Genomic DNA, 22,070 nt, shown 5'->3' on the forward strand with positions numbered 1-22,070 from the left:
TTGGGCAGCCAGGACCATCACGGACATCACCACCATGATCATGCCGGCCACGGGCATGATCACGGGCATAACCACGGTCCTGGCCACGCGCATGTCCATGCGCCCGCCAATTTCGGCACGGCATTCGCGATCGGCATTTCGCTCAACACCGCGCTGGTCGTGGCCGAAGCGATCTACGGCTATATCGGCAACTCCACCGCGCTCCTCGCCGACGCCGGCCATAACCTCAGCGACGTGCTCGGCCTGGTCGTGGCCTGGTGCGCATCGATCGCGGCACGGCGCGCGCCGAGCGGCCGCTTCACCTATGGCTTTCGCGCGTCCACCATCCTGGCGGCGCTGGCGAACGCGGTGTTCCTGCTGGTCGCAACAGGGGCGATCGGCTGGGAGGCGATCTTGCGGCTGCGCGAGCCGGAGCCGGTCGCAGGCGTGACCGTGATGGTGGTCGCCGGCATCGGCATCCTCATCAATGGTTTTACGGCCATGCTGTTCGCGCGCGGACGCAAGCACGACATCAACATCGAGGGCGCCTATCTGCACATGGCGGCCGACGCCGCGGTCTCGCTCGGCGTCGTGATCTCGGCAGCGCTGATCATCTGGACCGGCTGGCTCTGGCTCGATCCCGTCACCAGCCTCGTCATCTGCGCCACCATCCTGTGGAGCACCACCAGCCTGCTGCGCAGCTCCATCGACATGTCGATGGCGGCGGCACCGAAGGGCACCGACATCGCCGCGATCAGGATCTTTCTGCTGGAGCGACCCGGCGTCTCGGGAATCCACGACCTCCACGTCTGGCCGATCTCGACCACCGAAACGGCGCTGACCTGCCATCTCGTCATGCCCGCCGGGGCCGGCGATGCATTCCTGATGGAGACGGCGCAGATGCTGAGGGCGTCCTTCCGCATCGGCCACACCACGCTCCAGATCGAGACGCATCCCGACAACGGCTGCGCGCTGGCGCCGGATGATGTGGTGTAGGCGCTGCGTGGTGGCGACTCCGATCTCCGCTGTCGTCCCGGACAAGCGCAGCGCAGATCCGGGACCCATAACCAAGGGAGTAGTTTGGCGAAGGCCCGGAGTTACCGGCTTCGCGCCCCAACTTCTCCCTGTGGCTATGGGTCCCCGCGCCCCGTGCGCAATTGCGCACTAGGCGGGGACGACACCGAGTGTGTGGCAGCGACCTTCGCCACAGCATTGAGTAGCAAACCCTACGCCGCCTTCGCCGTCACGATCCAGATTGCGCCCTGGAGCACCACGCTCTGTCCCTTGAGGAACGGCGTGAGCATCTCACGGATCGAGGCTTTTGCGGCCGCATATGTCTCCGGCGGATGGCCCTGCAGCGCGCGGCTGGCCGGGCCGATCTGGAGCGCACCGTCGACCGCGGCGTCGAGCCCGCCGCCGATGGCGACATCCATCGCGAGATTGTGCGGCTCCATCGCCACGTCCATGAAGCCGGCGCCCTTCAGGATGCGCATCACGCGCTCTTCCGAGGCGAAGGCGAACGGGCCCGGCTCTTCCGGCCCGACCGGCGGCATCTTCGGGACATGTTTGTAGACCGCCATCAGCGGCGCCATCATCCACGGATTTTCCTTCGGCTCGCGCCAGCAGGCGAAGGCGAGCCGTCCGGTCGGCTTCAGCGCGCGGCGGAGGTTGGCGAAGGACGCAATGGGATCGGCGAAGAACATCACGCCGAAGCGCGATGCCAACAGGTCAAAGCTCGCCGGCTCGAACGGATGCACCGTCGCATCCGCCAGCACGAAATCGAGCGGCAGCCCTTTTGGCGCAAACGCGCGCGCCTGCGACAGCATCGGCTCGGAAACGTCGAGGCCGAGCGCGAAGCCATCGGGCGCGACAGCCTTCGCGAACGCGAACGTCGTCGCACCGGAGCCGCAGCCGACATCGAGCACGCGCTCGCCCGGCTTCGGCCTGGCGCGATCGATCAGCACGTCGGCGATGGGTCCGAGCAGGCTCTCCTGCGCCGCGTGCCGATCGGCCCAGCGCTGCCCGCTCGGACCGTTCCAATAGGCGATCTGATCCGCGTTCTCTGCGTGTCCGCTCGACTGTTCCATGGATCCTCTCCGGCAGCTTGGTCGAAAGACCCCGATGCCGAAAAGCAAGGACGCCGTCAACTGAGGCGGCCTGTTCGGTCCACCTGTCAGCTTGCGTTCACGCCGCACGCCACGGCGTCAGAGGTTGACGGACGCTGAGGTCTTCAACTGCGGACCTGCGTTACGCCGGAATCATTCGGCCGCGAGCGAAACTCCGGTTCGCTTGGCGAGGACGCGGCGAAAGTCGGCTGCCAGCTCGTCGTAATAGTTGGCAAGCTCCTCGTAGAAGGCCCGACCGGCCTCATCAGGAGCTTCTTGAGCCGCTTTCATGCAGTGGGCGGCTTTCGACTCGTACCTTTCCAGCTTGATGCGAAGATCACTCATCACGGCGATACTCCACGCTGCCACAGGGAGCCGTAACGGTGGTTCGGATGGCGATCAAAAAGATGACCGAAAAAGGGCAATTTTGGACCCTTGGAGGGCGGTTCGTGGGCGTCCGATGCCAGGCGCAACGAGGCAGGACAGCCGCCAGCGGCCAAAGGCGGTCTTGCTCGGGCCCAATTTGCGATGCGTTCGGGCCTTGCTCGAACACCCGCGGGAGGGCTAAAGAGGCGCCTTGGGGCGGTTAGCTCAGCTGGTTAGAGCATCTCGTTTACACCGAGAGGGTCCGCGGTTCGAATCCGTGACCGCCCACCAGCCTGCGCTCGCGCAGCGACGCAGGCTGCCACGCCGAATCCCAACGGGCGAAGGCGGGCTTTTACGGCGAGCTTCGGCTTGGCAAGCCGGCCTAGTCCTGCGGCCGGCCCGGCAACAGCGGCACCGCATCGATCCACACTGCCGCCGATTGGCACCATATCTGCCTCCCGGGCCGCAATTTGTCGCGTTGGCGGATGCTGCCCCAGCGGATACCCCAATCGTCGGCCTGATCACCCTCCCCGCTGGTGAACAGCGGGGAGCCGCAGTCGACGCAGAAGTGTTGGAAGCGCATCCGGCCGTTGTCGCCGCGCTTGCCGTAGACTTTTGGCGTGCCGCTGGTCACGCGCACGTCGGCCTTCGTGCAGATCACGGTCACCCGGAAGGGCGATCCCGTCAGGGTCTGGCAGTCGCGGCAATGGCAGACCGACACCGCCTCGAGGTCAATCTCGGCCTCAAAGGTGATCTGCCCGCAATGGCACTGCCCGTCGATCTGCATCGCCCTGATCCCTGCCCCCAAAACAAAAACGGCGCCCGAAGGCGCCGTTTTATCATCTTTCGCTGAACCTTAGTGAGCGGTCAGTCCGCCGGCGGCCTCGTCCCCGTCCGGCTTCACCGTCACCTTGGTGTCTTCTTCCCAGACGATCGGCACCGGCTTCTTCACCAAGGCCTTGGCGACGACATCGTCCAGACGCGACACCGGGATGATCTCCATGCCGCCCTTGATCGCATCGGAAATCTCCGTGAGATCCTTGGCGTTGTCCTCGGGGATCAGCACCGTCTTGATGCCGCCGCGGGCAGCGGCCAGCAGCTTCTCCTTCAGGCCGCCGATCGGCAGCACACGGCCGCGCAGCGTGATCTCGCCGGTCATCGCGACATCGTGGCGGACCGGAATGCCGGTCATGACCGAGATGATCGCGGTGGCCATCGCCACGCCCGCCGACGGACCGTCCTTCGGCGTCGCGCCTTCCGGCACGTGCACGTGGATGTCGCGCCGGTCGAACAGCGGCGGCTCGATGCCGTAGACGATCGCACGCGAGCGCACGTAGGACGCCGCCGCCGAGATCGACTCCTTCATCACGTCGCGCAGATTGCCCGTGACCGTCATCTTGCCCTTGCCGGGCATCATGACGCCTTCGATGGTCAAGAGCTCGCCGCCGACATCGGTCCAGGCCAGGCCCGTGACGATACCGACCTGCGGCTCGCTCTCGATCTCGCCGAAGCGGTACTTCGGCACGCCGAGCAGCTCTTCCAGAGTCTTCTCGGTGACCTTGACCGACTTCTTCTTGGAGATCATCAGCTCCTTCACCGCCTTGCGGGCGAGTGTGGAGAGCTCACGCTCCAGATTACGCACGCCCGCTTCGCGGGTGTAGCGGCGGATCAACAGCAGCAGCGCGTCGTCGTCGATCGCGAACTCCTTGGAGTCCAGGCCGTGCTTGGACACCGCGTTCGGGATCAAATGCTTGCGCGCGATCTCGACCTTCTCGTTCTCGGTGTAGCCCGCGATCCGGATGATCTCCATGCGGTCCATCAGCGGTCCCGGAATATTGAGCGTATTCGCGGTCGTAATGAACATCACGTTGGACAGATCGTAGTCGACCTCGAGGTAGTGGTCGTTGAAGGTCCCGTTCTGCTCGGGGTCGAGAACCTCGAGCAGCGCCGACGACGGATCGCCGCGGAAATCGGCGCCCATCTTGTCGATCTCGTCCAGCAGGAACAGCGGATTGGAAGACTTCGCCTTCCGCATCGACTGGATGATCTTGCCGGGCATCGAGCCGATATAGGTGCGACGGTGGCCGCGGATCTCGGCCTCGTCGCGCACGCCGCCGAGCGAGACGCGCACGAATTCGCGCCCCGTCGCCTTCGCGATCGACTTGCCGAGCGAGGTCTTGCCGACGCCGGGAGGTCCGACGAGGCACAGGATTGGGCCCGTCAGCTTGTTGGCGCGCGACTGCACCGCGAGATACTCGACGATCCGTTCCTTGACCTTCTCGAGCCCGTAGTGATCGGAGTCCAGGATGGCTTGCGCCGATTCCAGATCCTTCTTCACCTTGGACTTCTTGTTCCACGGAATCGACAGCAGCCAATCCAGATAGTTGCGCACGACGGTCGCTTCCGCGGACATCGGCGACATCTGGCGCAGCTTCTTCAATTCATGCTGCGCCTTTTCGCGCGCTTCCTTGGAGAGCTTGGTCTTGGAGATCTTCTCTTCGAGATCGGCGAGCTCGTCGCGACCGTCGTCGTCGCCGAGCTCCTTCTGGATCGCCTTCATCTGCTCGTTGAGATAATACTCGCGCTGGGTCTTCTCCATCTGGCGCTTGACGCGCGAGCGGATGCGCTTCTCGACCTGCAGCACCGAGATCTCGCTCTCCATCAGGCCCAGCACCTTCTCCAGGCGCGTGGTGACGGACAGCGTCTCCAGGATACCCTGGCGATCCGCGATCTTGACGGCGAGATGCGAGGCAACGGTGTCGGCGAGCTTGGCGAAATCGGTGATCGCCTGCACGACGCCGACGACCTCGGCCGAGATCTTCTTGTTGAGCTTCACATAGCTTTCGAAATCGGACACGACCGAGCGCGACAGTGCCTCGGCCTCGACCGATTTCGCATCGGTGTCGGCGAGCGCAATCGCGGTCGCTTCGTAGTACTCGCTGCGATCGGTGTATTTCTGCACGCGCGCACGCTCGAGCCCTTCGACCAGCACCTTCACGGTGCCGTCGGGAAGCTTCAAGAGCTGAAGCACGCTGGCGAGCGTACCGGTCTCGTAAATGGCGTCGGGCGCCGGATCATCGTCGGACGCATTCTTCTGCGTCGCGAGCATGATCAGCGCGTCGTTCTTCATCACCTCTTCGAGCGCGCGGATCGACTTCTCGCGACCGACGAAGAGCGGAACGATCATGTGCGGGAAGACGACGATGTCGCGCAGCGGCAGCACGGGATAGGCGTGCGTTTCGCCATGGACGATGGTTGGCCGGGGTTTTGGATTAGTCATGGCCTTTTCCTTTTGCTTTGCCCCCTTGCACGCAGCCCGCCATGCTCATGCGCAACCGCCACAAGGTGCCGAGGTGATCCACAAAACCGGCCTACCATTCTAAGGTTGGACCGGGCTTGCCGGATCGGAACTGAGGCGAATCTTGAAGAGAATTCTCGCTCGCCGTCGACATTAGGTGGCTATCGACCGGGGGGGTGTCAAGTCATTGAAAGACACGCGCCATCAGGCGCTTACGCACGCGTATAAGCGACGCAACATCGGCTGCGGAGAACCATTCCGCAGCCGCTACTATCAAAGACGATTGGAGCGTTCCAGCGCCGAAAATCAGGCGCTGGCGTTCTCGACGGCGCGATCGGACCGATCGGCGTAGATGTAGAGCGGACGGGCCGTGCCTTCCACGACTTCGCGCGAAATCACGACTTCTTCCACACCTTCCAGGCCCGGCAGGTCGAACATGGTCTCGAGCAGGATCGCCTCGAGGATCGAACGCAGACCACGCGCGCCGGTCTTGCGCTCGATCGCCTTGCGGGCGACCGCGCCAAGCGCCTCGTCGGCGAAAGTCAGCTCGATGTTCTCCATCTCGAACAGCCGCTGGTACTGTTTCACCAGCGCGTTCTTCGGCTCGGTGAGGATCTTCTTCAGCGAGGTCTCGTCCAGATCCTCGAGCGTCGCCACGACCGGCAGACGGCCGACGAATTCGGGGATGAGACCGTACTTCAGGAGGTCCTCAGGCTCGACGTGGCGGAAGATCTCGCCGGTACGGCGATCCTCCGGCGCGAGCACCTGGGCGGCGAAGCCGATCGAGGTCGACCGCCCGCGCGCCGAGATGATCTTCTCGAGGCCGGCGAACGCACCGCCGCAGATGAAAAGGATGTTGGTGGTATCCACCTGCAGGAACTCCTGCTGGGGATGCTTGCGGCCGCCCTGCGGCGGGACCGAAGCCACCGTGCCTTCCATGATCTTCAGCAGCGCCTGCTGCACGCCCTCACCCGACACGTCGCGCGTGATCGAGGGATTGTCGGACTTGCGGCTGATCTTGTCGATTTCGTCGATGTAGACGATGCCGCGCTGGGCGCGCTCGACATTGTAGTCGGCGGCCTGGAGCAGCTTCAGGATGATGTTCTCGACGTCCTCGCCGACATAGCCGGCTTCGGTCAGCGTCGTTGCATCGGCCATCGTGAACGGCACGTCCAGGATGCGGGCGAGCGTCTGCGCGAGCAGCGTCTTGCCCGAACCGGTCGGACCGATCAGCAGGATGTTCGACTTCGCGAGCTCGACGTCGTTGTGCTTGGTCTGGTGGTTGAGGCGCTTGTAGTGATTGTGCACCGCGACCGACAGGACCTTCTTGGCATGGCTCTGGCCGATGACGTAATCGTCCAGGACCTTGCAGATTTCCTTCGGCGTCGGAATGCCGTCGCGCGACTTCACGAGCGAGGATTTGTTCTCCTCGCGGATGATGTCCATGCAGAGCTCAACGCACTCGTCGCAAATGAAGACCGTGGGACCCGCGATCAGTTTGCGGACTTCGTGCTGGCTCTTGCCGCAGAACGAGCAATACAGCGTGTTCTTGGAGTCGCTCGTGCCGACCTTACTCATTCATGTCTCCGTCCGCGGTTCGATCCCGCTCCGCTCGATCGCTCCATTCCGGCACGCAGGCCGTATGAAGTTCAAATAGAGCAAATTCCGTACCAAAAAAGACCCTACGCGTTACATCCCGTGCGAATCACGGTCACTCGATTCTCCGCGATCATAGTCGATCGATCGTAGCCAACCATGCTGTCACCCGACTATCAAGAATTCGCTAATCGAGGGGGCGCTGGCTACCCGTGACAATACCGTGATTTCACGTCTTGGCACGGACGAAGTGATCGAAATCGCCCCGGAGTTGCTGGATTGCCACGAAAAACAAGCACGAAAGCGGAACTTTCTGCCTGTCGCGGGGCGCAAGACTGCTTTTTACGTCCCCGCGTAGCGCGCCGTTAACGTGAACGTCGCCCTGACGATCCAAGGAAATCCCCAGAGGTACTCCAGGGATCGATGTTGCAGCCCCGTTCGCGTTACTGCGGTTTCGCCGCCGGTTCCTCGGCGCGCTTGTCGATAACCTTGTCGACCAGGCCGAACTCCTTGGCGTCGTTCGCGGTCAGGAACTTGTCGCGCTCCAGCGCGTCCTCGATCGTCTTGTAGGTCTGACCGGTGTGCTTCACGTAGATCTCGTTGAGCCGCTTCTTCAGGTTCAGGATTTCCTGCGCGTGCAGCATGATGTCGGTGGCCTGACCCTGGAAGCCGCCGGAGGGCTGATGCACCATGATGCGCGCGTTCGGCAGCGAGAAGCGCATGTCCTTCTCGCCGGCGGCGAGCAGCAGCGAGCCCATCGAGGCGGCCTGGCCCGTGCACAGCGTCGAGACCGGCGGGCGGATGAACTGCATGGTGTCGTAGATCGCGAGGCCCGACGTCACCACGCCGCCCGGCGAGTTGATGTACATCGAGATTTCCTTCTTCGGATTTTCCGCTTCAAGGAACAGGAGCTGTGCGACCACCAGCGTCGACATGCCGTCCTCGACCGGCCCGGTCAGGAAAATGATGCGCTCCTTCAACAGGCGCGAGAAAATGTCGTAGGCGCGCTCGCCACGGTTGGTCTGCTCGACCACCATGGGCACGAGGTTCATGTAGGTTTCAACCGGATCGCGCATGAGTCACCTAAGGTTTTAGGAGGCGGACATTGCCAGTCTTGGCTGCCAGCTTGGCTGGATTTTGCCGGATGGCCGATGGACGCCAGTGATGCAGGAAGTGGGTAGAGGTAGAACGCTTGGCATAAGACTTGGGTACAGGGCGTACCGACAGATATAGCCCAATTCGCGCCAGACAAGTGCGGAGCGAATTAAGGCTTAATCCACGGGGCACTTGAAGCTGATTCTCGCAAACAGGCCCAGCCAGCCAGATGGCTAGCCGGGCCCTTTGATGATCATCCTTAATGGAAGGCTTTCTCAAAGCCTTCAGGCTGCGGTCTTTTCCGCGTCCTCGTCCTTGTACAGGTCCTCGCGCGAGACCTTCTTCTCGGTCACGTTCGCGAGCTCGAGGATGAAGTCGACGACCTTGTCCTCGTAGATCGGTGCACGAAGCTGGGCCAGCGCCTGGGCGTTGCTGCGGTAATAGTCCCAGACTTCCTTCTCGCGGCCCGGCATCTGGCGCGCCCGCTCGATCACCGCGCGGCCGACCTCGTCGTCGGTCACGGTGATCTTGTTCTTCTCGCCGATCTCGGAGAGCACGAGGCCGAGCCGCACGCGGCGGTCGGCGATCTTGCGGTACTCTTCCTTGGCGGCGTCTTCAGTGGTGTCCTCATCGGCAAAGGTCTTGCCGGCGGAGTCCATCTCGGCCTTGACCGAGTTCCACATCAGATTGAACTCCTCGTCGACGAGCGACGGCGGCGCTTCGAAGCGATGCGCCTCGTCGAGGCGGTCGAGCAGCGCACGCTTGACGCGCTGGCGCGTCGCGCCGGCGAACTCGGCAGCCAGACGCTCGCGCGCGGCTTCCTTCAGCTTGTCCAGCGATTCGAGACCAAGCGTCTTGGCGAACTCGTCGTCGATCACGACGTCCTGCGGCGCCTCGATCGAGGTCGCGGTGGTCTCGAACTCGGCCGGCTGGCCGGCGAGCTTGTCGTTCATGTAGTTCTTGGGGAACGACACTTTCAGCGTGCGCGTCTCGCCTGCGCCGATGCCGGTCAGCTGCTCCTCGAAGCCGGGGATGAAGGTATTGGAACCGATCGCGACCTGGATGCCCTCGCCGGTGCCGCCCTCGAAGACTTCGCCGTTGATGGTGCCCTTGAAGTTGATGGTGACGCGGTCGCCCGACTCGGCCTTGGCGCCCTCGGCCTTGGCTGCATAGCCGCGGTTGGTGTCGGCGATGCGCTTGATGGCTTCGTCGACATCGGTGTCGGACACGTCAGCGACGGGCTTCTCGACCTGGAAGCTCTTGAAATCGGCGAGCGCAATCGCGGGCACCACTTCGATCGCGACCGTGTAGGTCAGATCGGTCTTGCCATTGAGCAGCTCCTCGACCTCGGCCTGCTCGGTCGGCATGGTGATCTTCGGCTCGGTCGCAAGGCGGAAACCGCGGTCGGAGAACAGCTGCGTGTTGGTGTCGCGGATCGTCTGGTCGATGGTCTCGGCCATCACCGAGCGGCCATAGACCTTCTTCAGGTGAGCGACCGGCACCTTGCCGGGGCGGAAGCCGTTGATGCGGACCTTGTCCTTGAGATCGACGAGTTTGGCACCAGCCTTGGCGTCGAGATCAGACGCGGGAACGCTGATCTTGAACTCGTGCTTCAAACCTTCCGAGAGGGTTTCTGTGACCTGCATGGCGTCCAATCTTCTTCTCGCTCGGCCCCGGCACGCATGCGTCGGGACGCTGTCATTAATCGAACCGGCGCGAGGCAAGACGCCTCAACGCCGGTGGTTCATCGGACCACTTCCGCCGGAAAACTCCGTGAGGAAGCAGCCCTTCGGTAATCCGTGCAAACGCTGAAAGCGCTTGGTGCGGGCGGAGGGACTCGAACCCCCACAACTTTCGTCACTGGAACCTAAATCCAGCGCGTCTACCAGTTCCGCCACGCCCGCGTAATTTGCATCAAGACCGGCCGCGATGCCGCGGGCGGCCGGGCTTATAGCATGTGCCTGACTGTTCGCAGCAAAAAAATGGCCCGATAGCGGCAGGCTTTAAGTAGGCGCGACGGCTGGACTTATCCAGCGCTTCATGGTCCGCATCGAGCCATGAAAACGCGGATCTCTGACCCGACTCGGCGCGAGGTTTTGGCCGGACTTGGAGCCGGACTTGGAGCTGGACTTCGAGCCGGATTTGGAGCCGGACTTGGGGCCTCCGCGGCCGGGCTGATCGCCGGCGGCGCGGCCCCCGCTGTCACGGCCCAGCTCGCCCTGCAGGCAAGGCAGGCAACCCTGGCGCTCAGGCCGGGGCAGCCGGCGACACCGATCTGGGAGCTGGCCGCCGTAAGCCATATCGGGAACGTCCGTCTCAAACGAGGTGACCGCTGCGAGGTGGTCTTCCGGAACGACCTGCCTGTCCCGCTTGCGCCAGTCTGGTACGGCCTGAATGGCCCGGCCGCAGCCGATCCGTTGCGAGGGCGCACGCCGACCGCGCCGGATGTGACTGAAACCTCAATTGTTTCAATATCAAATGCAGGAACTCTGGCAGCCGACTTCCGCCTCTTCGAAGACGGTTTGAAGCTGCCCGCCCGCCCACTTCCGATCATCGCCGGCGAGACAAATCGCGTCGCCGTCGACCGCGACGAGGTCCTGTTGATCGAGGAATGGCGGCTGCGGCCGGATGGGACCGCGCTTCCGCCCGGCCGCGCCCCCGGGGACACGAAACCGCTCTTTACGCTCAATGGCCGGACTTCATTCGAACTCTCAGCCGCGGCCGGCGAGCGGCTGCGGCTGCGCTTCATCAACGGCTCGCAACGTTCTGTTCTGGCGATCAAATTGGAAGGCCACGAGGTCCAGGTGATGGCCCTGGATGGACAGCCGGCCGAGCCGTTCCCGGCGCGCAACGGCGCCCTGGTGCTCGCCCCCGGCGCACGCGCCGACGCCTTCGTGGATGCGGCCACATCGGCCCCATTCCTGTTGCATGACGGCAAGGAGGCGCGCCAAGTCGGGAGCCTCACGATGTCAGGCAAGCTCGAGCGGCGCGCGCCGCTGTTGCCGCCACAGCCGCTCCCCCTGAACGACCTCCCCGAGAAGCTCGACCTCAAAGGCGCCCTTCGGTTCGATGTCGCGCTCGGCGCGCCCGTCGCCGGCTGGTCAAGGCCTGCGAACTTCTCCGTCTCCTCCAATCCCGTCTTCCGCGCCAGGACCGGCCGCACCGTCGTGCTGGCCCTCAAGAACCCCGGACCGGTCACGACCGTGTTTCACCTGCACGGCCATCATTTCCGCCTGCTCGACAAGCTCGACGACGGCTGGAAGCCCTACTGGCTCGACACACTCGCAATCGAGCCCGGCCAGACCCAGCGGATCGCGTTCGCGGCGACCTCACCCGGACCCTGGCTGATCGAATCCGTCGTGACCGACTGGGCCGCGCCGCGGCTGGTGCGCTGGTACGCGGTCGAGTGAGACTTTGTGGGATGGGTAGAGCGCAGCGAAACCCGTCCTACCCGACCCGTCGGCGTCAGCGCGTCCAGACGTAGCGGGCGTCCGGCTCCCTCTCCTCGTTCCGCGCCCCGTCGGTCTGCTCGACCAGCGTGAACCCGCGTGCCTCGTAGAAGCGTCGCGCCGGCGTGTTGCGCTGGAAGGTCCAGAGCTCCAGCCGATCGTAGGCAGCTTTCGCGACGTCGAGCAGCTCGGTGCCGACGCCGCGGCCCTGGGCCGCGGGAAGCAGGTAGAGCTGTTCGATCCAGCCGTCTCGGAAAGCGATGATCCCGGTCAGTTCGTCATCGTTGAAGCGACCCCAGACCCGGCATGTCGGAAAGACGCGCTCCCGGTAGAACCAACGGTCCTCCGCCGGCGTGTGCAGTCCAAGCAGCCACGGCATCGCCTGGTCGAACGCAATCCGATGGACCTGCGCGGCCGCGCCCATGTCGGTGAGCGCGAGCTGCCTGAGCACTAGTACTCCACCCCGAGCGCATCATAGATTCGCCGGTGCACGGCCGGCAGCGTCTCGGTCAGGTCCTCCGCGATCAGGCCGGGCCCCGCCTCGCTTCCCGCCTCGCCATGCATCCAGACGCCGATGCTGGCAGCTTCGAACGCCGGCACGCCTTGCGCCAGGAGCCCTGCGATGATGCCGGCGAGCACGTCGCCGGCGCCCGCCGTGGCGAGCCAGGGCGGCGCGTTGGCGGCGATGGTGGCGCGGCCGTCGGGGGCGGCGATCGTCGTGTCCGGCCCCTTCAGCAGCACGACCGCACCACAGCGCTCGGCGGCGGCGCGCACGCGCTCCAGCTTCGAGCGGCCCGGATATTTGTTGCTGAGGTCGGAGAACAGGCGCGGAAACTCACCCTCGTGCGGCGTCAGCACCACCGCATTGTCTTGAGAGGACTTGATCGATTCAAACAGCCGTTCGGGGTTTGCGGCAAAGCTCGTCAGCGCATCCGCGTCCAGCACCAGATGCCGCTGCGCGTGAAGCGCGGTGTGGACCAGATCGCAGGTGCGATCGCCGACGCCCGCGCCGGGGCCGATCAGGCAGGTGTTGTAGCGCTTGTCGCCGAGCAACGCGCCGAACTCGATCGCGGTGTCGCAGGCGCGAACCATCACCGCGGTCAGCGCGCTGGCATTGATCGCAAGCGCATCGCGCGGGGTCGCCAGCGTCACGAGGCCCGCTCCGGCCCGCAAAGCGCCACGGGCCGCGAGCCGCGCCGCGCCGGTCGCGGCGGCATCGCCCGAGACCGCCAGAACGTGGCCCCGCGCGTATTTATGGCCGTCGATGCGCGGCACCGGAAAGGCGGTGCCCCAGAAATCAGGATCGTTCTCGAAGGTCCGCGGCGCGATCTCGTCCAGCACCTGCGCGTCGATGCCGATATCGGCGACGCGCACGTGGCCGCAATGCATCCGGCCGGGCAGCAGCAAATGCGCCGGCTTCTTGCGGAAGAAGGTGACGGTCTCGGTGGCGTTCACCGCCGCGCCCATCACGGCTGCGCTGGTGCCGTTGATGCCGCTCGGCAGGTCGACCGCGAGCACCGGGGCGCCGTTGGCGTTGATCGCGTCGATCATCGCATGCGCCTCGCCGTCGACCGGGCGACTGAGGCCCGCGCCGAACAGCGCATCGATGATCAGCGCGGGCTTTCCGATCGCCTGCGGATTGAACGGCAGCACCGGGTGCTTCCAGCCGCGCGCCGCGGAGGCCGCGTCACCCTGGAGCTGGTCGCGCTCGCACATCAGGATCACCGAGACGTCGCGCCCTTGCGCGGCGAGCTCGGCGGCTGCGACAAAACCGTCGCCGCCATTGTTGCCGGGACCGGCCACGATCAGGATCGGCCCCTCCTCCACCAGCGCATTGGCGGCCTCCGCGACCGCCTGTCCCGCGCTGAGCATCAGCTTGAAGCCGGGCGTGCCTGCCGCAATACTGAGCTGGTCGGCACGTTGCATTTCAGCGTTGGTCAGAACTTCCATGCCACTTCCCTGGTCCAAACGCCTTTTCAACAGGCACGTTCCGTATCGACCCACCCCGCAGAACAACGATTTGCACAGATATTGAACCGATTGCCTATTTCGTAGTCTGCGGTATTTTGAGCTAGTCGGCGCCACCTATCAGAGATGCGCGTTAAAAGGCTGATAACGCTCCAATAATCAGGGCATTTGCAACTTGGCATAGACCCTGCTTTCGAGGAAGCCGCTTCGGTTCGTCGTGCTCACTGGCAATCTATCAGGGTGTGGCCGGCCGTTGTTGCCGGGCTGGTCAGGTACCCCGGCATAGCGAAGACAAGATCGTGCGTTAAGAAAAGCGCATCCTGACGAAGACGTTGCTATTTGATCGAAAGGCCGGGAGGCGCGCAGTGAAAAAAATCGAAGCCATCATCAAGCCATTCAAGCTCGACGAGGTGAAGGAAGCGCTTCAGGAAGTCGGCCTTCAAGGCATCACGGTGACCGAAGCCAAGGGCTTTGGCCGGCAGAAGGGTCACGCCGAGCTTTACCGCGGCGCAGAATACATCGTCGACTTCCTGCCCAAGGTGAAGATCGAGATCGTGATCGGCGACGATCTGGTCGAGCGCGCCATCGACGCGATCCGCCGCGCCGCGCAGACCGGGCGCATCGGCGACGGCAAGATTTTCGTCTCCAACATCGAAGAGGCGATCCGCATCCGGACCGGCGAATCCGGGCTGGACGCTATCTGAGCCGGGTGCTATCCCGCATTTTGCGACACTCCGACAAGAAAAAGGCTGCTTCGGCGGCCTGATTTCGTTTGTGCGGTCGCGCGCGAACTCGCCAAAAGCGAGAACAATCCTGCTCACCTGGAAACCGACCCGCAGAGCCAAAAGGGGTATGCATGAAGACCGCCAAAGACGTCCTGAAATCGATCAAGGACAACGACGTCAAATACGTCGACCTGCGCTTCACCGATCCGCGCGGCAAGTGGCAGCACGTGACGTTCGACGTCAGCATGATCGATGAGGACATTTTCGCCGAAGGGACGATGTTCGACGGCTCCTCGATCGCCGGCTGGAAGGCGATCAACGAGTCCGACATGTGCCTGATGCCGGATCCGGTGACCGCGACGATCGACCCGTTCTTCGCCGAAACCACCATGGTCATCACCTGCGACGTGCTCGAGCCGACCACCGGCGAGCCCTATAACCGCGACCCCCGCGGCATCGCCAAGAAGGCGGAAGCCATGGTGAAGTCGATGGGCGTGGGCGACAGCGTGTTCGTCGGCCCCGAAGCCGAGTTCTTCGTCTTCGACGACGTGCGCTTCTCGTCCAGCCCCTACAACACCGGTTTCCGGCTCGACTCCTCGGAGCTGCCGACCAACACCGACACCGAATATGAGGGCGGCAATCTCGGCCACCGCATCCGCACCAAGGCCGGCTACTTCCCCGTCCCGCCGCAGGACTCCGTGCAGGACATGCGCTCCGAAATGCTCGGCGCCATGGCCAAGATGGGCGTCAAGGTCGAGAAGCATCACCACGAGGTCGCTTCCGCCCAGCACGAGCTGGGCATGAAGTTCGACACGCTGACGCTGATGGCCGACCACCTGCAGATCTACAAGTACTGCATCCATCAGGTCGCGCACATCTACGGCAAGACCGCCACCTTCATGCCGAAGCCGGTCTACGGCGACAACGGCTCGGGCATGCACGTGCACCAGTCGATCTGGAAGGACGGCAAGCCGGTGTTTGCCGGCAACAAGTATGCCGACCTGTCGGAGACCTGCCTCCACTACATCGGCGGCATCATCAAGCACGCCAAGGCGATCAACGCCTTCACCAACCCGTCGACCAACTCCTACAAGCGTCTGGTCCCGGGCTATGAGGCCCCGGTGCTGCTGGCCTACTCAGCGCGCAACCGCTCGGCCTCATGCCGCATCCCCTACACCGCTTCGCCGAAGGCCAAGCGTGTCGAGGTGCGCTTCCCCGATCCGCTTGCCAATCCCTATCTCGGCTTCGCCGCGATGCTGATGGCCGGCCTCGACGGCATCAAGAACAAGATCGATCCGGGTCCGGCGATGGACAAGGACCTCTACGACCTGCCGAAGGAAGAGCTGAAGCAGATCCCGACGGTGTGCGGTAGCTTGCGCGAGGCGCTGGAAAACCTCGACAAGGACCGCGGCTTCCTCAAGAACGGCGGCGTGTTCGACGACGACTTCATCGACGCTTACATCGAGCTGAAGATGACCGAAGTCGAGCGCTTCGAAATGACCCCGCACCCGGTCGAGTTCGACATGTACTATTCGGGCTAAGCGGCCCGAACTCTCTGCGACAAGCAAAAGGCGCTCCGCGAGGAGCGCCTTTTCGTTTTGGGAGCGCAGGCTGGGTTACGGCTACCCCACCCTGCAGGATGCGACCTGCCCAATCACCACGTGGCCGTGAAGGCGCGCTGGAGCTCGGCCGGAGCCGTCACGCCGCCCGCGATGAGCAATTGAGTGAGAACACGGGCCTTCTGCGGATTGAGGTCCTCGGACACGACGAACCCGTTCTTGTCGTCGTCAACCTCGACATTCCGGGTGACGAAGCCGGATCGAACCCGCGTCGAGCGGACGACGATGATGCCCTTCTTCGCTGCCGCTTCGAGCGCATCGAGGGCCTGCTTCGACGTGTTGCCGTCGCCGACGCCGGCCAGCACGATGCCCTTGGCGCCGTGGGAAATGGCGTCCTCGATCGGAACGGCGTCCATGTTGGCATGCGAATAGACGATCTCGACGCGCGGCAGTTGCTCGCCTGCCGGAAGCGGATAGGTCGTGCGCTTGAAGCCGGCGGCCTGGGTCATGAAACGGATGCCGCCGGCGGTGTCGACATAGCCGATCGGGCCGTCATTGGGGGAGCTGAAAGTCTCGATGCTTGTGGTGTTGGTCTTGGTGATCGAGCGGGCGCTCTGGATCTTGTCGTTCAGCACGGCCATCACACCGCGGCCGCGAGAGCGCGGATCGGCCGCCACCTGCACCGCTTCGTACAGATTGCCGGGGCCGTCCGCACTCACCGCCGTGGCCGGGCGCATCGACCCGACGATCACCACCGGCTTGTCACCGCGCACGACATTGTCGAGAAAGAACGCGGTCTCCTCAAGCGTATCCGTGCCGTGCGTGATGAGGATTCCATCGGCTTCATTCTTGTCGAAGGCATCCTGGATTCGGCGGGCCAGGGCAAACCAGACCTTGTCGTTCATGTCCTGGGATCCGATCGACGAAATCTGCTCGGCGTTCAGCTTCGCCAGCTTGTCGAGGCCCGGCACCGACGCCATCAGCTGCTCGCCGGTGATCTGGCCGGATTTGTACGCGCCGGTCGCGCGCGCGTCGGCCTGGCCGGCGATGGTGCCTCCCGTCGCAAGCACGAGAATGCGCGGCAGGCCGGCCGCCGTCGCGTCCTTGGGCTCTGCGGCCCGCGCTGCATCGATCCCCCACGACCAAAGTGCGAGGGCGACCACCGGGACGGTGAGCATCAATGTCCGATTTCGGCGGCGGCTTGCTGGTCTGGCGGCATGCTTCGTCATCGAATTGTCCTCCCGTTTAAGTTGGGAGCGATATTCCACACCTCCATTTGGGCCGAAGATGGGTCATCCTGCCGCTTATGGCTACGGGGTGTCGCGCCGCGGCAAAAAATGGTCGAGCAGGCCCGTCGGCAGTGGAAAGACGACGGTCGACGACCGTTCGCCCGCGATGTCGTGCAAAGCCGCGAAATAACGTAACTGCATCGCCTGAGGCTCCTGTGCGAGAATCCGGCCGGCCTCGACAAGCTTTTCGGCAGCCTGCTGCTCGCCCGTCGCATTGATCACCTTGGCCCGCCGCAAGCGCTCCGCCTCGGCCTGTTTGGCAATCGCGCGCACCATGGTTTCATTGAGATCGACGTCCTTGATCTCGATGCCGGTGACCTTGATGCCCCAGACGTCGGTCTGCTTGTCGAGGATCTCCTGGATGTCTGCGTTCAACCTGTCGCGCTCGGCCAGCATCTCGTCGAGCTCGTGCTTGCCGAGCACCGAGCGCAACGTGGTCTGGGCGAGCTGGCTGGTGGCGGCCATGTAATCGCCGACCTTGATGATGGCCCGTTCGGGGTCGACGATGCGGAAGTACAGAACGGCGTTGACCTTGACGGAGACGTTGTCCCGCGAAATCACGTCCTGCGGCGGCACCACCTGGACCATCACCCGCAGGTCCACCTTCACGAGTTGCTGCACGATCGGAATGAGGATGATGAGGCCCGGGCCCTTCACGCCGGTAAAGCGGCCGAGCGTGAAGATAACGCCACGCTCGTATTCGCGCAGGATTCGAATAGCCTGGGACAGGAACATGATGACAAGCAACGCGAGCGCCGCATAGGTCAGATATTCCAGCATCATGATGGTCCTCCCTCGCCTGTTGGTGCGCGCCGTATCAGCAGCGTCAGGTCGACGACGTTGGCGACTTCGGCCGTCTCTCCGGGCTTGAACGTTTCGGCGCCGCGCGCCTGCCAGCGCTCACCGTGGGCGAAGACATGACCTTCGTTCCCATTCCAGTCGAGAACCTCGGCGGGCAAGCCTCGCATGGCCTGCGCGCCGACCAGTGCAGGCGCCCTGCCGACGCGCCGAAGCGAACCGAGCACGACGAGCGCAAAGCCGGCGAACACTGCCGCAGTGATGCCGATCACCCACCACGACAGGTGGTAGCCCGGCGCCTCGCCCCTGAAAAGCATCAGCGCTCCCAGCACGAAAGCGATGATCCCTCCGAGCCCGATCACCACGGTCGGGTTGAAGGCTTCGATGGTGAGAAGCACGAGTCCAACCAGCATCAGGGCGAGGCCGGCATAATTGATCGGCAGCAGATTGAGCGCATAGAGGCCGATCAGCAGGCAGATCGCGCCGACGACTCCGGGCGCGACGGCACCGGGAGACATGAACTCGAAGATCAAGCCGTAGATGCCGACCATCAGGAGAATGAACGCCACGTTCGGATCGGTGATGACCGCCAGGAAGCGGGATATCGATCCGGGATCGATGGCTTCAACGACGGCATCCTTCGTCACCAGGCGCTGCGTCTTGCCGCCTGCAACCTCGACCACGCGACCGTCGAGCTGCCGCAGCAATTCAGCCTGATCGCGCGCGACGAGATCGATGGCATGAGCCTCCAGCGCGGCGTTGGCAGAGAGCGTGGCTGCCTCACGGACCGCCTTCTCTCCCCAGTCCGCATTGCGGTTGCGCAGCTCCGCAAGGCTGCGGATGAAGGCAACCGCATCATTGGTCGCCTTGGCCGTCATGGCATCCTTGGGCTGATCCTTGGACTCGCCCTGCTGGTCACCGTCCTTCTTATCCTTGCCGCCCTTGTCCGCTGGTCCGCTCGGAAGTCCCGGCAGCGGCCCGCCGATCTGCACCGGCGTCGCGGCGCCAATATTGGTGCCCGGCGCCATCACCGCGATGTGGGTCGCATAGAGGATATAGGTCCCCGCGCTCGCCGCGTGGGCGCCGGAGGGCGCGACGTAACCGACGACAGGGATCGGCGAGGCCAGCACATCGGCGATGATTTCGCGCATGCTGGAATTGAGACCGCCGGGCGTGTTCAGTCTCAGAAGCACGACCTCGGCGCGCCGTTCGCTTGCCTTGGCCAAAGCCTCCTTGACGTAGCTGGCCGACGCAGGGCCGATGGCTCCGTCGATCGAAACGACCAATGCAAGACGGCCGTTCTCCTCCGCTGAACTGGGAAGGAGGCAGCAGATCAAAGCCACGACGCCAATCGCCGCAACGAGGGCCGCCTTCATGGTCTGCACGGCAGGGCTCCCTTGCAGAGCATATGGTGCGCGTCTTGCGAACCTCAATGCGGCCGCGTGCGGGCCATGGTCGTGATTGTGCGATGCAATGGAAATCGCCAGGCAGATCGATTGAAGAGAGGGCGGTGGCGGACCCTTCCTTTGGCTGGTCCGCCCGCGCACGCTGCACTGCTACGGCCGCGGGACCCGCACGCCATCCGCGCCGATCGCGCCGAACATGCCGACGATGATCTCAGGCGTCGGCTGCATGCCGCCGAGCGACCAGTGCGCCGGCTCCTGCTCCTCGATCCTGACCCAGACGTTGCGGCGGAAATCCGGGTTGCCCTGCCCTTCGACCTCGACCAGGAGATCGGTGACGCGTTCGAGCAGGGTCTTCTTTTGCCCGGCATCCAGGATGCCGCGGACGGTGGAAATGGTGACGTAAGGCATGTCTCTCTCCAATCATGTCGGGTGACGACGGCACGAGACTGGACCTGACGGCGCCGGCAAGGCAGTGGCGGATGAGACAGAGATCGGGCAATTTCCGCCACGCAGCCCCGCGCCGATCGGCTAGGATCGCCGCGCCTGTCCCGGAGGTCTCATGAAGCTCGCAATTCTGGCGCTGGAAGGCTGCATGCATTCGGCGATCGCCGGGGTCGCCGACATCCTGTCGCTCGCCAATCACGTGATGCAGCAGAGCGGTGCGAAAACGCGCTTCGCCTCGGAGGTGCTTTCGCTCGACGGCAAGCCGGTGCGTGCCGGCGGCGGCCAGATGGTCGCCGTCGATGGCGCGGTCGGCAAACGCGGGCGCTTCGACGCGATCCTCGTCCCCGGCAACCTCGTCGATCACGTCACGGCGGAACGCCTGCAACCGCAATATGCCCGCGCCGGCGCCTGGCTGCGGCAGCAGCATGCGAGCGGCCGGCTGATCGGCGCGTTCTGCAGCGGCGTGTTCCTGCTTGCAGGCAGCGGCCTGCTCGACCACCGCCGCGCCACCATCACCTGGTGGCTGCAAGGCGAGTTGCGGCAGCGCCACCCCACCATCGACCTCGCTGCCGACGCCGTCATCACCGTCGCGGACCGCATCGTCTGCGCGGCCGGACCGATGTCGTGGGTCGACCTCCTGCTCAGGCTGATCGAGATGGTCGACGGCAAGGCGATTGCAAAGCTCTGTGCGGACTACGTCGTCATCGACACCGCGCAACGCACCCAATCGATCTTCATGCCCGTCGGCTATTTGCTGTCGCAGGACCCGCTGCTGACCCAGGCCGACCTCCTGGTTCGCCGCACCGGCAAGAGCCCGATGACGGTCAAGCGCCTCGCCGATGCGCTCGGCCTCAGCGAGCGCACGCTGAACCGAAAGTTCCAGGAGCTCACGCGCGAGCCGCCGCAGGCCTTCATCATGCGCCGCCGCGTCGAGCACGCGCGCACGCTGCTGGAGACGACGGCGCAGCCGATCAAGACCATCGCGCGCACGGCCGGCTACGAGGACGAGAGCAGCTTTCGCAAGGCCTTCCGCAAGCTCACCTTGATGTCACCGCAGGCCTATCGCGCAAGACGGATGGTGCAGACGGCGTAAGCTGCAAGACCAAGACGTCGTTCAGTGGAGAGCTGCGAGCGAGCCCTTTGTTACGCCGTCGCACGCTGGCGTACGACCATCGCCTCGCCAAACGCCTCGAACAGCTTGCGATTGATCGGATTGCGCTGCGGGTCGTATTCGGCGTGCCATTGCACGCCGAGCGCGAAGGTCGGGGCTTCCGCGATGCGGATCGCCTCGATGGTGCCGTCCTCGGCGATGCCCTCGATCAGCACCCGTTTGCCGGGGTCGAGAATGCCCTGGCCGTGCAGTGAATTGACCCTGATCTTCTCGCAGCCGAGCAGCTGCGCGAAGGCGCCTCCGGGCGTGAGGTCGACGTCATGACGGTCGGCGAACACCACGGTCGGATCGGGATGAATCTCGCCGTTCTCGAGCCGGGGCATGCGGTGGTTCATGCGGCCGGGGATTTCGCGGATCTCCGGATGCAGCGAGCCGCCGAAGGCGACGTTCATCTCCTGCAGGCCCCGGCAGATGCCGAACAGCGGAATGCCGCGGGACACGCAGGCGACCGACAGCGCCAGCGCGACCTCGTCGCGGTGGATGTCGTAGGGCTCGTGCCGCTCGCACGGGTCGACATTGAAGCGGGTCGGATGGACGTTGGCGCGGGCGCCGGTGAGCACGATCCCGTCGACCACGTCGAGCAGCGCGCCGATATCGGTGATGTCTGGTGCTCCCGCAAACATCATCGGCAAGCCACCCGAGACCTCGGCCACGGCGCGCAAATTGCGCTCGCCGACCATCTGGACCTGAAATCGATTTTCGACGCGATGGGCGTTCCCGATCACGCCGACGACCGGCTTTCTCATCTCCCCTTCCGACCTCCCGCGTAAGAAGATTCTCCAAACATGCCCTTGGGATGGAACAAATTCAACAGAAGGGATC

Annotated in this window: 19 protein-coding genes and 2 tRNA genes; 6 read left to right on the plus strand and 15 right to left on the minus strand. The window is 64.2% G+C overall.

Annotated features, from left to right (window positions below; translation table 11 throughout):
* Positions 1–975: a cation diffusion facilitator family transporter gene (locus AB7008_RS28505; RefSeq protein ID WP_441259873.1), complete on the plus strand. Its 975-nt coding sequence runs from the start codon at positions 1–3 to the stop codon at positions 973–975.
* 230 nt (positions 976–1,205) lie between these two features.
* Here AB7008_RS28505 and AB7008_RS28510 read toward each other — a convergent pair whose 3' ends face one another.
* Both AB7008_RS28510 and AB7008_RS28515 read right to left on the minus strand, forming a co-directional pair.
* Positions 1,206–2,066 carry a methyltransferase domain-containing protein gene (locus tag AB7008_RS28510; RefSeq protein WP_441259874.1) on the minus strand — a complete coding sequence of 287 codons (861 nt, stop codon included), beginning with the start codon at positions 2,064–2,066 and terminating at the stop codon, positions 1,206–1,208.
* Between the two features lie 171 nt (positions 2,067–2,237).
* Positions 2,238–2,429: a hypothetical protein gene (locus tag AB7008_RS28515; protein WP_014494837.1), complete on the minus strand. Its 192-nt coding sequence runs from the start codon at positions 2,427–2,429 to the stop codon at positions 2,238–2,240.
* 235 nt (positions 2,430–2,664) lie between these two features.
* Here AB7008_RS28515 and AB7008_RS28520 point away from each other — a divergent pair.
* Positions 2,665–2,741: transfer RNA gene (locus tag AB7008_RS28520), tRNA-Val, on the plus strand.
* A gap of 91 nt (positions 2,742–2,832) precedes the next feature.
* Here AB7008_RS28520 and AB7008_RS28525 read toward each other — a convergent pair.
* The 6 genes from AB7008_RS28525 to AB7008_RS28550 form a co-directional block, all read right to left on the minus strand.
* A complete protein-coding gene (locus AB7008_RS28525; protein ID WP_441259875.1) occupies positions 2,833–3,237 on the minus strand; it encodes a GFA family protein in 405 nt (134 codons plus the stop codon).
* A gap of 69 nt (positions 3,238–3,306) precedes the next feature.
* Positions 3,307–5,730, minus strand: a complete 2,424-nt coding sequence (gene lon, locus AB7008_RS28530; RefSeq protein ID WP_014494835.1) for an endopeptidase La — start codon at positions 5,728–5,730, stop codon at positions 3,307–3,309.
* 324 nt (positions 5,731–6,054) lie between these two features.
* Positions 6,055–7,326: an ATP-dependent Clp protease ATP-binding subunit ClpX gene (clpX, locus tag AB7008_RS28535; RefSeq protein WP_014494834.1), complete on the minus strand. Its 1,272-nt coding sequence runs from the start codon at positions 7,324–7,326 to the stop codon at positions 6,055–6,057.
* Positions 7,327–7,787: 461 nt separating this feature from the next.
* Positions 7,788–8,420 carry an ATP-dependent Clp protease proteolytic subunit gene (locus AB7008_RS28540; protein WP_014494833.1) on the minus strand — a complete coding sequence of 211 codons (633 nt, stop codon included), beginning with the start codon at positions 8,418–8,420 and terminating at the stop codon, positions 7,788–7,790.
* A 303-nt stretch (positions 8,421–8,723) separates the two neighbouring features.
* Positions 8,724–10,085, minus strand: a complete 1,362-nt coding sequence (gene tig, locus AB7008_RS28545) for a trigger factor (protein WP_441259876.1) — start codon at positions 10,083–10,085, stop codon at positions 8,724–8,726.
* Between the two features lie 173 nt (positions 10,086–10,258).
* A tRNA-Leu gene (locus AB7008_RS28550) sits at positions 10,259–10,343 on the minus strand.
* 153 nt (positions 10,344–10,496) lie between these two features.
* Between AB7008_RS28550 and AB7008_RS28555 the strand changes: the two genes are divergently transcribed.
* Positions 10,497–11,849 carry a multicopper oxidase domain-containing protein gene (locus tag AB7008_RS28555; RefSeq protein WP_441259877.1) on the plus strand — a complete coding sequence of 451 codons (1,353 nt, stop codon included), beginning with the start codon at positions 10,497–10,499 and terminating at the stop codon, positions 11,847–11,849.
* Between the two features lie 55 nt (positions 11,850–11,904).
* Here AB7008_RS28555 and AB7008_RS28560 read toward each other — a convergent pair whose 3' ends face one another.
* Positions 11,905–12,339, minus strand: coding sequence for a GNAT family N-acetyltransferase (locus tag AB7008_RS28560; RefSeq protein ID WP_041959536.1), 435 nt, complete (start codon positions 12,337–12,339; stop codon positions 11,905–11,907).
* Positions 12,339–13,838, minus strand: coding sequence for a bifunctional ADP-dependent NAD(P)H-hydrate dehydratase/NAD(P)H-hydrate epimerase (locus AB7008_RS28565; protein ID WP_028155917.1), 1,500 nt, complete (start codon positions 13,836–13,838; stop codon positions 12,339–12,341). The genes AB7008_RS28560 and AB7008_RS28565 overlap by 1 nt, the downstream gene beginning before the upstream one ends.
* Positions 13,839–14,221: 383 nt before the next feature.
* Between AB7008_RS28565 and AB7008_RS28570 the strand changes: the two genes are divergently transcribed.
* On the plus strand, positions 14,222–14,560 hold the full coding sequence (locus tag AB7008_RS28570; protein ID WP_007603495.1) for a P-II family nitrogen regulator: 339 nt from the start codon (positions 14,222–14,224) through the stop codon (positions 14,558–14,560).
* A 152-nt stretch (positions 14,561–14,712) separates the two neighbouring features.
* A complete protein-coding gene (gene glnA, locus AB7008_RS28575; RefSeq protein ID WP_014494828.1) occupies positions 14,713–16,122 on the plus strand; it encodes a type I glutamate--ammonia ligase in 1,410 nt (469 codons plus the stop codon).
* A gap of 113 nt (positions 16,123–16,235) precedes the next feature.
* Here glnA and AB7008_RS28580 read toward each other — a convergent pair whose 3' ends face one another.
* The 4 genes from AB7008_RS28580 to AB7008_RS28595 all read right to left on the minus strand — a co-directional run bounded on the left by AB7008_RS28580 (position 16,236) and on the right by AB7008_RS28595 (position 20,041).
* Positions 16,236–17,369 carry an asparaginase gene (locus AB7008_RS28580; protein WP_441259878.1) on the minus strand — a complete coding sequence of 378 codons (1,134 nt, stop codon included), beginning with the start codon at positions 17,367–17,369 and terminating at the stop codon, positions 16,236–16,238.
* Between the two features lie 81 nt (positions 17,370–17,450).
* Entirely contained in the window at positions 17,451–18,212 is a 762-nt protein-coding gene (locus tag AB7008_RS28585) for a slipin family protein (RefSeq protein WP_248878123.1), read from the minus strand.
* Positions 18,209–19,612, minus strand: coding sequence for an NfeD family protein (locus tag AB7008_RS28590; protein WP_248878125.1), 1,404 nt, complete (start codon positions 19,610–19,612; stop codon positions 18,209–18,211). The genes AB7008_RS28585 and AB7008_RS28590 overlap by 4 nt, the downstream gene beginning before the upstream one ends.
* Positions 19,613–19,783: 171 nt before the next feature.
* Positions 19,784–20,041: a tautomerase family protein gene (locus AB7008_RS28595; RefSeq protein WP_441259879.1), complete on the minus strand. Its 258-nt coding sequence runs from the start codon at positions 20,039–20,041 to the stop codon at positions 19,784–19,786.
* A gap of 151 nt (positions 20,042–20,192) precedes the next feature.
* On the opposite strand from AB7008_RS28595, the gene AB7008_RS28600 reads away from it, so the two are divergent.
* The gene (locus AB7008_RS28600; RefSeq protein WP_441259880.1) at positions 20,193–21,170 is read left to right on the plus strand and encodes a GlxA family transcriptional regulator; all 978 of its coding nucleotides are present in this window, start codon (positions 20,193–20,195) and stop codon (positions 21,168–21,170) included.
* A gap of 50 nt (positions 21,171–21,220) precedes the next feature.
* Here AB7008_RS28600 and AB7008_RS28605 read toward each other — a convergent pair whose 3' ends face one another.
* Complete coding sequence (locus AB7008_RS28605) at positions 21,221–21,994, minus strand: gamma-glutamyl-gamma-aminobutyrate hydrolase family protein (protein ID WP_028155911.1); 774 nt, start codon at positions 21,992–21,994, stop codon at positions 21,221–21,223.
* Positions 21,995–22,070 lie beyond the last annotated feature (76 nt).

It is taken from the genome of Bradyrhizobium sp. 521_C7_N1_3 (genome assembly GCF_052075975.1).
Taxonomy (GTDB): Bacteria; Pseudomonadota; Alphaproteobacteria; order Rhizobiales; family Xanthobacteraceae; genus Bradyrhizobium; species Bradyrhizobium japonicum.